The sequence below is a fragment of the Mesorhizobium sangaii genome, assembly GCF_014207355.1.
GTDB classification, from domain to species: Bacteria; Pseudomonadota; Alphaproteobacteria; order Rhizobiales; family Rhizobiaceae; genus Mesorhizobium; species Mesorhizobium sangaii.
Genome location: NZ_JACHEF010000001.1, coordinates 1,730,018 through 1,744,016, shown reverse-complemented (window position 1 = coordinate 1,744,016; position 13,999 = coordinate 1,730,018). Strand labels below are relative to the sequence as shown.

9 protein-coding genes and 1 pseudogene are annotated in these 13,999 nt (G+C 61.3%); 6 read left to right on the top strand and 4 right to left on the bottom strand.

All coding sequences use genetic code 11. The annotated features are described in order from the left end of the window. Window positions 1–209 precede the first annotated feature (209 nt). Both HNQ71_RS08245 and HNQ71_RS08240 read left to right on the top strand, forming a co-directional pair. Window positions 210–1,112 carry a GNAT family N-acetyltransferase gene (locus tag HNQ71_RS08245; RefSeq protein ID WP_184872286.1) on the top strand — a complete coding sequence of 301 codons (903 nt, stop codon included), beginning with the start codon at window positions 210–212 and terminating at the stop codon, window positions 1,110–1,112. A gap of 729 nt (window positions 1,113–1,841) precedes the next feature. After that, a complete protein-coding gene (locus tag HNQ71_RS08240; protein WP_184872032.1) occupies window positions 1,842–2,144 on the top strand; it encodes a hypothetical protein in 303 nt (100 codons plus the stop codon). An 822-nt stretch (window positions 2,145–2,966) separates the two neighbouring features. Here HNQ71_RS08240 and HNQ71_RS08235 read toward each other — a convergent pair. Next, complete coding sequence (locus tag HNQ71_RS08235) at window positions 2,967–3,182, bottom strand: hypothetical protein (protein WP_184872031.1); 216 nt, start codon at window positions 3,180–3,182, stop codon at window positions 2,967–2,969. 178 nt (window positions 3,183–3,360) lie between these two features. Between HNQ71_RS08235 and HNQ71_RS08230 the strand changes: the two genes are divergently transcribed. After that, window positions 3,361–3,555 (top strand): hypothetical protein, encoded by a 195-nt coding sequence (locus tag HNQ71_RS08230; protein WP_184872030.1) that lies wholly within the window; start codon window positions 3,361–3,363, stop codon window positions 3,553–3,555. Window positions 3,556–4,133: 578 nt separating this feature from the next. Here the strand turns inward: HNQ71_RS08230 and HNQ71_RS08225 are convergent. Continuing rightward, window positions 4,134–5,339 (bottom strand): M14 family metallopeptidase, encoded by a 1,206-nt coding sequence (locus tag HNQ71_RS08225; protein ID WP_184872029.1) that lies wholly within the window; start codon window positions 5,337–5,339, stop codon window positions 4,134–4,136. A gap of 126 nt (window positions 5,340–5,465) precedes the next feature. Between HNQ71_RS08225 and HNQ71_RS08220 the strand changes: the two are divergent. Then, a pseudogene (locus HNQ71_RS08220) lies at window positions 5,466–5,641 on the top strand (GntP family permease); the annotation flags it as partial. Window positions 5,642–5,747: 106 nt separating this feature from the next. Next, window positions 5,748–6,053, top strand: a complete 306-nt coding sequence (locus tag HNQ71_RS08215; RefSeq protein WP_184872028.1) for a hypothetical protein — start codon at window positions 5,748–5,750, stop codon at window positions 6,051–6,053. Between the two features lie 79 nt (window positions 6,054–6,132). On the opposite strand, the gene HNQ71_RS08210 is transcribed toward HNQ71_RS08215, so the two are convergent. Beyond that, the gene (locus tag HNQ71_RS08210; protein WP_184872027.1) at window positions 6,133–7,785 is read right to left on the bottom strand and encodes an alpha/beta hydrolase; all 1,653 of its coding nucleotides are present in this window, start codon (window positions 7,783–7,785) and stop codon (window positions 6,133–6,135) included. 317 nt (window positions 7,786–8,102) lie between these two features. Beyond that, the gene (locus HNQ71_RS08205) at window positions 8,103–12,986 is read right to left on the bottom strand and encodes an nSTAND1 domain-containing NTPase (RefSeq protein WP_184872026.1); all 4,884 of its coding nucleotides are present in this window, start codon (window positions 12,984–12,986) and stop codon (window positions 8,103–8,105) included. 106 nt (window positions 12,987–13,092) lie between these two features. On the opposite strand from HNQ71_RS08205, the gene HNQ71_RS08200 reads away from it, so the two are divergent. Continuing rightward, complete coding sequence (locus tag HNQ71_RS08200) at window positions 13,093–13,953, top strand: DUF1194 domain-containing protein (protein WP_184872025.1); 861 nt, start codon at window positions 13,093–13,095, stop codon at window positions 13,951–13,953. Window positions 13,954–13,999 lie beyond the last annotated feature (46 nt).

Below are 13,999 nucleotides of genomic sequence, written 5' to 3'. Positions count from 1 at the left end.
TCGATCCGTCGACCATACGCTGCTAGATTTCCGGAGAGGATGTGCGCGTTCTTTCGCGATTGCGTGCCGAAAGCGGAAGTGTTTCAGTTGAATCTAGCGTTGGTGCGCGGCTTTCGAGCAAATCGTACCGGTCTGCTTGTTTAGCGTTGGCAGGGGCAGAGAGTGGCCATCGGTGCGTCGCCCTCTGGTACGATAATCTTGCAGGGGGCATGGAATTGAAGCCGTCCGGAAGCTTGAAAATCGATACCTTCTCGATGCGCGTCGGCGACATCGAAAGCGTCGAGCTGGACCGGTTGCATGCGCTCTCGCTCTCCGTGGGATGGCCGCATCGCGCCGAGGACTGGCAATTCCTGCGCGAATCGGGAGAGGGGTTCGTGGCGCTCGATGAGATCGGCCGGGTTCTCGGTTCGGCCATGTGGTTCGCGCATGGTGCCGATTTCGCAACCGTGGGCATGGTCATCACCTCGCCACGACTTCAGACGCTGGGGGCCGGGCAATGGCTGATGAAGCGGGTCTTTGAAAACGTCGTCGGCTGCGACTTGCGCCTCAATGCAACGCGCGCGGCAAGGCGGCTCTATCTCTCGCTCGACTTCCAGCCGGAGAAGACCGTCTATCAATGCCAGGGCATCGCCCGCATGCAAACGACGGGTAGGCCGGCAAAGAGTCGAGGCGATGTCCGGACTTTGGACGCAGGGGATATTCCCGCTGCGATCGCGCTCGACGCGGCAGGATTTGGCGTGAGGCGGGCGGCGCTGATCGAAAAGCTTTTCGCGCACTCGGCCGGCTATGGTCTTTTCAAGGGTGACAAGCTGAACGCTTTCGCGCTCTGTCGGCCGTTCGGGCGGGGCCATGTCGTGGGGCCCGTCGTGGCGGAGAGCGACGCCGACGCTGTAGCGATCGTGCGGCCGCACGTGGCCGACCATTCGGGGTCTTTCCTGCGGATCGATACCCACATGGACAATGGCGAGTTCGCCGCCTTTCTGGCACACAGCGGAATGCCGGTTTTCGACACGGTGCTCACCATGTCGCTGGGCAAACGCCTCGCCGATTTTGCCGTCGGCGATGCAACCACACCGGTGACCTATGCGCTCGCCAGTCAAACTCTCGGGTAGTTCATTCCAAGGACGCGGGCCGTCGCGGCTGTCCACGCTGGCACTCTCGCGGCGCTAGCTGGGAGAACCGACATCGAGGCAAGACGGTTTTTGCAACCATGCTCATCGCCGCCCTCGCGATCGTCGCCGGTATCGCCTTTCTGATAGCCCTTGCGGGCATTCTCGTCGCAACCGAGATCAGGTTCGCCATCGGAGCAGAACCAGCCCTCAGTCATCAGGTTGCGGCTTTGCTGTCGATCTCCTCCGTTGTGCCGAGTTCGGCCTCGCCCTCGGTTCCCCGTGACAGATGGTCTTGGGCGCCTTCGGCCTGCCAGCGGAGCGGGTGCTCATCATCGCCGCCGTCCTCGAAGTCGGTGAAATCGCCTTCGCGGTCGGTGTTGTCAGTGCCGGCCGAATGCGGCCCCCTGATTGGCCATCCAAGCGTGTATTCGTCGCCGGCCGAGTCTTCTAGGTCAGGATCCGGCGAGAGGTCGTCTCACATGCCGATCAGAACTTCGATCGACGTCGACAGCGCCTTCCGGCTGGTGCGGTCGACCCGCAGGGTCGGATGTGGCGCTACAGGCAGCGCGATATGATAAGCAAGGCCGCCGGCCTCCTGATGGCCGGCATGGCTCTCTATCCGCTGCTTGTGCTAGCCATACGAAAAGCCCGTCCGTTCATCTTATTTTGCGTGGCAAATAGCTGTTGACCTTGGTTTATCTGTCCCTGAAGAGTTCTTGGGAGGGGCAGATGGAACGTTTCCGACGGTTCGACTTTCGCAATGCGATCGTGCTTGTTGCCAGCATGGTGATTTTCCCTCTTTTGATCGGCAGACCGTTCTTTCCTGCTTGGTTCAAGCCGTACGCGCTCCCGCTGGCACTCCTCGTCCTTGTTGGAATGTTTGGGACGGTGGCTCTTTACAACAAAGTCTGGACCGGCAACGCGCTGCCCGGGCCGAAAAACGTGGATATAAAGCGCTCTCACATTGTCGTATTAATATTGATAATCGTCATTCCCGTATTGAAACTTCTGTTTCATTTAATTCATGGCTAGACCAAACGAGAGCCCCACCGCGCGTTCTGCCCGACATTGTTCATTCCAACGAGATAGGATCGTAGTCCTGGGGCGTCATTTCTCGTCATTGTGCATGATGGCAGGCTGAGGCTGAGGAAGTCAGCGCCCCTAGCGTAGCGCCTCAGATGTTCCTCTCGAAGGTATGAGCCACGATCGGATCTGGCGCCGATAGCTCAAACCCTTTAGCTGCCATAAAGGTCAGAACGATAGCCACAGCTATCGACGCAATCACCGTCGCGGTGCGAGCTAGACTTCTCATGATCTCTACTCATGTACGCAGCGCAAAACACCAGCAAATTCTCTCGGACGGGTAGGTCCGCCCTATAAAGTTGGGATGCTCGTGGCGGGTTGCAACTAACCCTTAGTCTAGGTCCAGCTTCGGCGCGGCAATGCGGGTCGGAAGCGGACCCGCGTTTCCCTATCCCTTCGGCAGCAGCACCGGCAATTCAGAAAGCACCGGCTAATTTGTGCAACGCTGGGCGCGGAGCGCCGCCGCCAGAGCTAGTGCTCCAAAAAGGAGTGGACAACGCACCCAGGGCGGCTTGCGCTTGCGCTCGACTGGCGCAATCCTCACCTTAGGGGAAGCGAGGAAGCATGAGCAGCTTGGGCGTATGGGTCATACTCGCGACGGCGACCATGGCGATCCTTTACCTGTTGTCGTATGTCTCGATCACGATGTAGGGATCTTGGCGTTTCGGTGATCTCTAAATGGCCGGTGCGAGGCCGCACTGGCCACTGCGATTTGATTTGGACGTCTCCCGCGCTGCCTAAACTATGGGCATATTTAAACTGCGCATTGCGCTAGTCGACCTCGATAATCTTCCGACCTGGCTTCTTGGCGGCCGTTCGACGACGTTTGACCGGAGAGGGCTGCTTGGCAGATTCCTCGACGGAAAGGCGCTGCTCTCGCAGTCGCGCCGTCTTGGCATCTCTCGCTACACGCTCAGCCTCGATCGCCAGTTTCGATTCGCGATCAGCGCGCTCAATCCGTTCCTTGTCGACGCGTCGATGGATCATGAAAGCCTCCCTGGCCGATGGAAAGACCCCAACGACAGCGACGGGGCATGGTTCCTTTGCGGGATTTGACTCGCAATAAATTGTCCGAAAGCGTACACTTCCAAGCTCGTCCGCCTTCTACGGCACACGGACGCTTGGTAGCCAACTCAGGTGCTCCGCCAGCTACGGGGAGGCTGAAATGGCAGAAGACCATTCAGACAACAGGATGACGGCTTTCGATTGCGAGGTCGTGCGCAGCGCCTTCAGAAAGTCCGTTGTGGAAAGGCGCATCTCAGAAGAGGGCCGACGCCAGTACGCCCGACTTCTGGCGCTCGAACTCACCGATTTGGACGATATCGAACCCGATATTCTCGACTGGATTGTACGGAAATAGCCATTCCCCCTGAGGCTGGAACGTATCCCCTATAGCGGCGTTGGCCGTTGCAAGAGAGCGTGTCCGTATGGCCGACGACCCAGTAAACCACAATCTAGGGACAGCCCGGTCATTCAACGCTTGATCAGGGAAACAGGCATCACGGCAGAACAGGCACGTGACCCCATTAGCCTATTGGGCGAAAGCAATTGGCCGTCACTCTTACGAGAGGCCAGGCTGTTGAGGCCGCGCCGCTAGAGAAGCGCAAACAGGCCCGGATAGCCCGACCTGCTCGTCTAGGTGACACAGGATTTGCAGGCCGGGCCTATTTGCCGGCAGTGTTGCCGGCGCCCGATCCTGCTGCGAACGTCCACTCAGCACAAGCCAAACCCCCTTACAAATTCGTAAGGTCGAATGGTCGATCCTGTTCGCAAAAAGCCCGCCACCTTGGGCAAAGGTGACGGGCTTCGAAAAATGGCCAGTAGGGACTTTAGCTGGCCAGTGTGGAAACGTGGCATCAAAAAATTAGTTGCACCTAATATGCAAAGAGCCCGCTACCTTTCGGCAGCCGGCGTTGACGCTCGCTCGCACGGGTGAACTCACTCGGGGTAGCCCCCAACGTCCTCCGGCCCCGGCTTGTTGAAAAGTATAAATGCCAAGGGATTGCCGGGCTCGGACATTGCATCGCTGCGCAGGCCCGATATCTCTCCAGCCACGCCGCTTGCGTACTCCGCAACCACTTCGCCGAAGCTATCGCGCTGTATGGACACCTTCTGTCCGGCTTCGACCTTGTCGTTGAGCTTCACCAGATGCTCGACGAGCCCGCCGGCGGTAGCCAGGATCGGGAACGCACTGTTGCCGACAAAGACGTCCACGTCCTTGCCCGTACGTCCCATCGGGCCGGCAACGATGCCGTGATGCTTGAGGACGTTCATCGTGCCTTCCACGAACAGGGAGATCATCTCGAGGTCCAGGACACGTGCAGCGCCGATCTCCGGACAAAAGGACGGAATGCCCGCGTCGATGAACGCGTTGTGCAGGACACTGGGATACACATGATTGTCGAAGATCTGGCCGACCGGATAAAGCTCCAGCATTGCCTTGATCTCGGGCACATCCATGCCGCCAATGTTGAAGGCCGCGACATCGAATCCGGTTGTCCCGGTGTGGAAATCGATCGCGAAGTCGGCGTTCGGCCGGAGCAGCCGGTTGAACAGGAGCCCTGCTTGCCGGCTGGCCGCGGTGACACCGTTCTCGTTCCCGGGCCATTCCCGATTCATATCGATCAAGTCAGTGCCCCTGCCGAAATTGGGCCATCTGCGCTGCATGCCTTCCATGGCCGGGCGGGACACGTCCGTGACCGCCATCACGGTGCCCGACATCTGCGCCGGGTCGAGCTGGCTCATCACGGTCTGGATCGTATGCACGGAACTCATCTCGTCGCCATGCACGCCACTGACCAGCACGCCGCGCTTGCCCGGCTTTGCCCCCTTGGCGACGGTCACGGACACATACCAGTGCTGTCCGGTGGGCATCTCCACGCCCTGGAAATACAGAAGGTGCTTCTTGCCGGGTTCCAGGTCGTTGACGTCGAGCGTGCTGACGACTTTCTTCCCCTGGATCACATCGCCGACATAGATCGTCGCTGACGGCGCACCCGCTGCCGGAGCGGACGAGGAAGTCGCCGAGTCCTCGGCGTTCGCGGCGCCGGCGTTGGCCGCCAAGGCGGCCGCGGCGCCGACCGTTGCAATGGATGCCATTAGAAGATCGCGGCGATCAATGCCCTTTACAGATTTGTCCGACATGATGGGGCCTTTTTTGCAGAAAATCCCCCGCGACTTCAAAATACTGGTATGCCGCCGAACACGCAAGCTTGCATGATTTCTGTGCCGCAAGCACAGAAGTTGTCCGGGTTAGGTATCACACGACTTGTGATGCACCGCATGGCGGTGATCGGCTTGGCAGGCTCGACAGCCTGCCGCACAATGGCGCCGTGGTGATGTTGCTTGCCGTGTGCGGCACAACGCACAAGGAGAGCTATCTCGACATCGTCATGGTCGGCGTTGTCGGTTACTTGGTGGCGGTGGTCGCGTTCGGCTCCTTTTGAGACGAAGACCATCCAGACCCCGCCCGCTTAGTCTAGAAGTCCCTTGACAATACGCCTCTCGAGGAACTGATACTACGGAAACCAAAGCAACGTCACGGAGAGTTCCATGCCTCGTCCCTTGTTTGCTTGCCTGGGTCTCGTTCTCAGTCTTGTCGTGCCGCTGGCTCTGCCGGCGCCCGCCCATGCCGTCACGATCAACATCAATATCGGCACCAGCCTCAACAATGGCCGGGCGATCACATGCCGAGACGGCGAGAGGCTGCTGCGCAGCCGTGGTTTTTGGGACGTCCGGCGAGTGGATTGCCGCGGGCGCCTTTTCGTCTATCGGGCACGCCGCGCCACCGGTCTGTTTGAAATCGGCTTGAACGCGCGCAATGGCCGTGTCGTAGACCTGCGCCGCATCAGGCGGTGACCTCGTCGCAGATCCGCCGCCGCGACCGGCCTTTCGGACCGGCCAAACAATCGCATGAGGCGGCCGTCGCAAGCAGCGATCACATCCTGGCGCGAGCGGCAAGATGTTGCTTCAGTTGCGCTATCTGGTCGGCCGACCACCCCTGCGGATCAGTCACGGCGAGCCATGCATTGACGTAGTGTTCGGGCGCAAAGACATGTCCGTAGCCCATCGGCGAGTTGGTCGACACGGCCATGTCGAGGGCGAGCTGCAGCATCGATACGACCGGGTACCACCGCAGCTCCGGCGAGACGTCCGGGCCGCGCGGCGCATTCATCCAGTCCGGACGGCGATAGAAATCGCTATAGTCGAAGAACGTCAGTGGATCGCTCGCATACTGGAGGTAGACGATGCGCAGCGGGCCCCAGGGCGCGTCCCGCGGACCGGGGTCGCCATTCTGGTTCATGAAACGCACGAAGGACCCGTCCCGGAATTGCGGCAGCCAGGCCGGTGACCCGGCATTGCGATGCTCCGTCACGCTGCGCCAGATTCTGCTCTTGAACGGCGGACCGCTCCACAGAGCCCCCTGGACAGGGTCACCGAGCATCTCGAAAAGCTCCATCGATCTCTCGGAATTCATCGCTCCCAAGCTCAGGCCATGCAGATAGAGTTTCGGCCGGCTCTCGTGCGGGAGCGTCGTCCAGTATCCATAGACTGCGGCAAACAAAGCCCTTGCAGCCTCCGAGCCGTATTCCGGCTCGAGCAGCAGCGATAGCGGGCTCGATAGGTAGGAGTACTGCTGGGCCACGCTCGCCACGTCGCCGTGGTGGAGATACTCAACCGTATCCATCGCAGCGGGATCGATCCAGCCGCTGCCGGTGGGCGTGATGACGACGAGTACGGAGCGTTCGAAGGCGCCGACGCGTTTCAATTCATCGAGGGCGATTTGCGCCCTTTCCTCGGCCGTGTCGGCGGCCCCGAGCCCAACATAGACCCGGATAGGTTCGAGCGCATCGGCGTGCGTGAACGCGCGAATCTCGGCGGCGGTGGGTCCTGTCGCGATGAATTCGCGTCCTGCCCGTCCAAGTTCCTTCCAGCGGACGAGGGAAGCCGAGCTGCCGGTCTTGAGCGGAGATTCCGGTTGCGGCCGGTCCGGCTCGATGAGGGCGTCAACCGCCGCGAAGGACGAATCGGCCAAGTGCAGCACGTAGCGGAAGAGCACGCCGTTTGCCATCGTCCAGAACAACAGTATTGCGACTGCGAAACCGATCACCTTCGAAACCCTGCGTGGGACGAAGCGGCCCGACCTTTCTGAAATCCAACGGGAGATGCCTTTGAAGAGCCTGGCAAGCGCGATGACCACCAGGAACGTGGCGATCGCAATGAAGCAGACCTCAACCGGATGCGCGCTCGTCACGGGTACGAGCTGCATCAGTCGACGGATCGAGTTCTGCCATTCCGCCGCCCACCACAGAAACAGTATGGCAATGACGGCGCAAGCAGCCGCGACAGAAATCTTGAGGGCGAGCAGAAGCCGCTCACGCGGTTCCGGCAGTTCCATATAGGTCCATAGCCAGCGCCAGGCGACTCCGATGCCGTATCCGACGGCGAAACATGCCCCGGACAGCACGCCTTGGGTCAGGTACGTGCGTGGAATGAGCGTCGGAGTAAGCGAGGCGACGAAGAACAGCGTGCCCAAAACGAGGCCGCCGGCGGAAAGCGAGCGCCAGAACCTTGTCACCCAGCTGCGCATACGCCCGTTTCACTTCCCTTTTGGATAGATCGTCTCGGGATGAATACGAGAGGCATCATGGCTCGCTCTCGCGTTTAATAGAAGGACGCAGGTGCTGAAATTTCCGGTTGCCTCGTCCGGCAGGTCGCAACATGTGATCAGTCGCATTTGGGGTAGCCAAAAATCCCCTTCGCAATTTGATGGCCGACGTATGCAAAGGTCGCCTGCGACGTCAGCTTTCAGGAAACGGCAAAGCTGGCCTCTACGGTCGAGATGCGGCGCTAAGTTGCCCGTTCCAGCAGCCGGCTCAGGCGGGCAAATCTGACCCGTTGTCGACCTCAGCCAGGACAAGTCCCAGTTGCAGGGTCTTCAGGAAGGAAGAAGCTTCGCCGCTCGCAAGGGGTGAGTTCGCGAGGCACGGTGCGCCGGGCGAAGTCAATGAGGTCGCCGGGTGTCTGGAAAACGCGAACGACACGGACCCTTTCTTCGCCAGAAATGATTGCGATCCGGCTGCCGTCGGGGCTGAAAACTGCCCGTGTAAGGCCCGGTCGAACGGTCGCTTCGTCCTGGCTGGCAAGGACCGCAATCTGGCGTCCCGATTGCGTTGCCCATAGCCGGACCGTGCGATCTTCGGACGATGCGGTCACGACATACAAACCGCTGGGACTGAACTGGGCGCTGTCCACCGCGCCGCCGTGGCCCCTGAGAACGGCCATTTCCCGTCGGCTCGAGACGCTCCAGATCCGGACGGTTCCATCGCCTGAGGCCGTCATCAGCGACTGACCGTCGGGGCTGAAGGCGACCATCGTCACCTCGTCGGTATGTCCCTCCAGCGTTACGACGCTGGCTCCGTCCGCGGTCGACCAAATTCTGGCCGTGTGGTCGAGTGAGCCCGTGGCGACCAGTTGACCGTCCGGGTTGAAGGCCGCTGCCGTGATGCGGTCCCGGTGCCCCACAAGGGCCTTAAGCTCAGCTCCGCCCGCCTTCAGGAGGTGGCCCGCATTGTCTTCCCTGGCAGCAAAGATCAGACGTCCGTCGGGGCTGAGAATGGCCTGCGGCAGCTTGCTGCTTGTATTGATGACGGCCAGCTCGGTACCGGTCGCCGCATCCCACAGCTGGGCGGTGCCGTCGATCGACGCGGAAACAAGCGATTTGCCGTCGCGACCAAACTGGATCTGGATCAGTCCGCCATGTGCTCGGAACTGGGCGGTCTCGAATCCCCTGGCAACCTCCCAAATTCGGACCTGGCCCCCAAGAGATGCCGTCGCGACGCGCCTTCCATCGGGACTGAACGTCGCGCGTTGAACGATCTCATGGGTATCGAGCCGGATTATCTCGCGCCCGTTCACGACATCCCAAAGATGCGCCGCGCTGTCGCCGCCACCGGTCAGCAGGTGAATATTGTCTGGACTGAAGACCGCGAAAGTCGGCCGATATTCATGAGGGAGCGTTGTCGTCAGTGCGCCGTCGACGTCCCACAGCCGAGCCGTGCCATCGTGTGAAGCGGTGAGAAGAACGTTGCTGTCAACCGGGCTGAATTCGAGATGCTCGACCAAAGAGTCATGACCGGCGATCGTCGTGACCAACGAGGCGCGTTCAACGTCCCAGATGCGGACCGGCCCATTGACCGAAGCGGTCGCCAGGAAGCGGTCGTCCGGGCTGAAAGCACCGTTCATCTCCTCATCGCGTTCATCCGCGCCGATATCGGCCAGCTTCAAACCCGAAACCTCCTGGCCCAGCAGGTCGCGCAGCGTTCCTGACGCTCCATCCCAAATCCGGGCGGCGCCGTCGAGTGATACGGTGGCGATCCGCTGACCCCCGTGACTGAAAATCACGCCGTTCAATTGCGTGTCGCTCTTCTGGCCGTCTAGCTTTGCGATCTCCGTTCCTTTCGACGCATCAAAAAGGCTGGAAGTGCCGCCGTATGAAAGCGGGCCGCATGCGCCAGCCAGCAGCCGGCCCCCGTCCGGGCTGAACGCCAGGCTATAGGGCCGTGAGTTCACCCGGATTGACCGCGTCAGTGCGCCATCTGCGGTATTCCAGATCGAAACAAAGTGCTTGCGTGCCGTCGCGAAGCTGTGACCGTCCGGACTGAAGCCAGCCCGTGCATATCCGTCGCTCCTTACACTCACGACTTTTCTTCCGGTCCGAGCGTCCCAGAGCGCTGCATCGCTGTTCTCCCCCGCCGTCAACACCTGGTTGCCATTCGGGCTGAAGATTGCGGTTGGATAATTGCCTACCGGCTGCAGGATGAAGAGCTGTTCTCCCGAGAGGGCATTCCAGACGCGTGCAGTGCCGTCCCTCGCGGCCGTCAGGATACGGCTCCCGTCCGGGCTGAATTCAGCCCTCTCGACTGCCCCTCCATGACCTTTTAGAACCGCAGTTTCGGCACCGCTGGAGATGTCCCAGACGCCCGCAGTTTTATCGTAGGATGCGGTGACGATGTGATCGCCGCTCGGATTGAACGCCGCATCCGCGACGCCGGCGCCATGCCGGAAGATTTTGATCTGATGGTGTGCCAGCAGGGCCTTGAAGAGGGCTGCCTCCGCCTCAAAGAGATATGGCCGCTCGGACTGGTCTTTCGAGGGCAGTGCTTCGAGCGCCAACAGGATCGCAGCCTCGGTGTTGCCTGTCGCCGTGGACTGCTGTGAAAGAAAGGAAAGCGAAAGAGACTGGTTGCGCAGCGCCTGGTCGCGTTGCCACCTTGCTTCCTCCTGCGCCCTGAAGGCGACCAGTGCGCCTGCGCCCGCCACGAGAGCGAGCAATATCGCCACAATCGCGGCATTGCGCGTACGTCCGGCTAGCCGGTTTGCCGCAGCAGCCGCGAGGCTCCGGCGCTCGGCCTCCCGCTCCAGGCGCTCGCGTTTTGCCTCTTCCGCGGCCTCGATCAGCGCCAGCTCTGCCTGCCGGTCCTTCTCCTCTCTCAGCTGATGGGCTCGCAAAGACGCCTCGATGTATTCAAGGACGTCATCGTCGACCTCCTCCCGTCTTGACGCCAGCAGCTCTTCGCCCTCCGCGAGACGTTTGCCGGACGGAAGGAGAAGCTCTCGATTCCTGTTCTCCAGGTGCCAACGGTGGGCGTCGGCCCTCAGGCGGTCGCGCGTCTCGAGGAAGTTCCGGTTTGCATTCACAATGTCACTGGCGCGCGGCCAACGGCTCAACAGTGCTTCATGTGCAACGCGGACGAAGACATGCCCTGCGGCGTCCTCATCGCTGACGAGGAGCCGTGCGTCGATCAAGGCCCTGACGAGAGCCGATCGCGCGGGAGTGCCTGCAACTTCGATGAGCGGGGCCGGACGTGCCGTCACCGTTTCATCGCTTGGACTTGCTGTGGTGAGGGCGCCCAGTACCGCGGGTAAGGCCTCCTGGATCTCGGGCGCGAGCAAGTCTACGACTTCATCGGCGCGGCGCGCGATTGCGCCTTCGAGCCCGCCGAGCGCGCGATAATGCGCAAAGGTGAGAACTCGGTGCTGGCGGCCGGCCTGATACAATGCGTCGAGCACAAACTCGAGAAGCGGCAAAGATCCGGGATCGGCAGCTGCTGCCTCCTGCAGCACATCGTCGAGCCGCCCCAACTCGGCGCTCTCCTCAAAGCGGAGCCCGGCAACGCCCGCCGGTTCGCGGATGATCTGCCCGATCTCTGGACCAGTCGGCGGCAGGAGTTCGTAGCTGGAGAGGCCGTCCTTGAGCGCCGAGAAACCCTGGACCTCTCCGCAGCGGTGAAAAAAGTCCGAACGGATCGCCGCGATCACCCAGACCAGTCCGCTCGCGGCTAGCACCGCCATGAGCCGCACAAGGGCCTCACGCGTAGCCGGCTGCCTCTCTGTCGTGAACAGCTCCTCCAGCTGATCGATGGCGACAAGCAATCTGATCTGCGAGCGGGCCGACCCGGCGGCCTTGCCAAGTGCCTGTCGGACCATCGCCAGCGCCCGATCCGGCGCGCTCCTGCAGAGCAGAGCAAACTCCGCGGCTGTTCCTTCGCGAGACAGCTCCGGCAGAGCAGCTTCGCTAAGCAGTGCCGCAGCCAACACAGCGAATGCATCCGGTCCTTCGGAGAGGCGGATCAGGCAGCGGCGCCACAAGGATATGCCCGCCACGGCTCCAGGCCGGGTCAATGATGGCAGCAGGCCAGCGCGCAGGAGGGAAGACTTGCCGCAACCGCTCATCCCGTAGATGAGCAGGAATGCCGTACCGCTGGCTGCCTGCCGCTCCAGTCTTGCAGTGCAGGCAGCAATCGCCCGCGCTCGGCCGAAGAAGAGATCGGCATCTTCGAATTCGAAGGCATCGAGACCGCGAAATGGCGACCTGACCGTTTCCTCCGAAGCAAGGGGTACGCGGTAGATGCGCAGGGCGCGTCCGACGTTCTTCAGCTTGTGCTCGCCGAAATCGACGAACTCCAGCGAGAGTCGGTCTTGAGCCTGGGCGTGGACCGCTTCCGTGACGCAAATCCCGCCCGGTCGTGACAATGTTTGCAGATGAGCGGCGACCTCGACGGCCTCGCCCGCGAGGTAGTCGCCCTCGGCGACGACATAACCCAGGTGAATGCCGATGCGGAAACGCAGGCGCTTTGTCTCGGGAACTTCGCAGTTCCGCCTATCGACGTCGTGCTGGATCTCGCCCGCACACCGCATCGCCTCGACAGGGCCGGTAAACTCGGCGACCACGCTCTCTTCGGCGCTCCAGAACACACCGCCTGCATGTTGAACAAGCAGCCGATCGATGATCTGCCTGTATGCCCGGAAAGTTGCAGCGGAGATCCGCTTATCCTTGCCTGTCGGCTGACCCCCGGCGGCCAACTTGGCGGCCAGGATGGTGGCCATTCTCGGTCCGGCATTTGAGGGAAGGACCAGCCTGTAGCCGCGCCTCGGCACTGTCTGCACGACGGCCTGCCGATTGTCGTTGAGCGCCGCACGGATCTCGTGAATGCATTGCACCAGGCTGTCATCGGTCACGGCTATCCCGTTCCAGACCGCCTTCATCAGGTCGTCCTTGGTGATGACGCGATCAGCGTTCTCCAGAAGGTGGCGAAGCACCGCGAATGTCTGGTGGCGAAGTGCGATTGTCCTGTTGGACTTGTCGCGCAGGGTCTCGCTGCTCAGATCGGCGGTAATGCCGTTGAGTACGAACGTCGTGGGCGGCGAGCTATTCAAGCCGGTTCCCTCACGCACGAAGCCGCAGTCCAATTCTTCGATCTTAGCACGGTTCGCGCTGCGAAGAGTCATCACCATTCGGACCGGTGGGGAGCAGATTTCGGCGAATGATCGGAAGCCATTCGTGACCCAAGAGACGCCTCGGGCCGACAATTGCAATGCCAGCGAGAGGCTAGCCATGGACTACCTGGTGCAGATTGCTCGATGTGCGGGTGCAAGACCGGTGCTACGGCTCACGGGCGTCTGCCTGCTCGGTCTGTTCTTCGCGATGGCGTCACAGGTTCACTCGACCGACCGTCGCGCAGACGACCTGGCCGAAGTCGATCTGCAATTGATCCTTGCCGTGGACGTCTCGCCCTCGATGAGCAAAGTCGAGCAAAGAGTGCAACGCGACGGCTACGTCGATGCCTTCCGCCACGCGGACATCGCGAGGGCAATCAAGTCGGGAGAGCGGGGCAGGATCGCCGTGCTCTATCTGGAGTGGGCGGGGCCACGTCAGCAAACAGTCATTGTGCCTTGGACAATTGTCGAAAGCCTCGAAGACGTTCTGACTTTGGCGGACAGGCTCGCGGCGCTGCCGTTGACCGAAGGCCGCGGAACGTCGATTTCCGGCGCATTGTCGGCCGCGAATGATCTGTTCGCGGAGAGTGGCTTGCGCAGCCCGCGCAGGGTTATTGACGTATCCGGCGACGGACCCAACAATGCCGGAGCGCTCCTTGACCCCATCCGGGAGGTTCTTCTGGCGGAAGGCGTGACGATCAACGGGCTGCCTATCGCAATGCCCCGCATTGGCGGGGCCGACGGGTTTGCGATGTACGACCGCTCCAACCTGCAATCCTATTTCGAGCGCTGCGTCATTGGCGGGCCAGACGCATTTACAATCGGCGTCACCGAGGCCGCCATGTTCGCCACCGCGGTCCGTCGAAAGCTGGTACGTGAAATCTCCATGAACAAGGGTCAGGTGATCTATGCCGCCTACACCGCGCGTTCAGACCGCACGGTCGATTGCAACGGGATCGCTCAGGTGCCGGGCCGGTAATCCTGCAGATCGGCGGCTTCGAGCATCCAGTTGGCAAAAGCAGCCA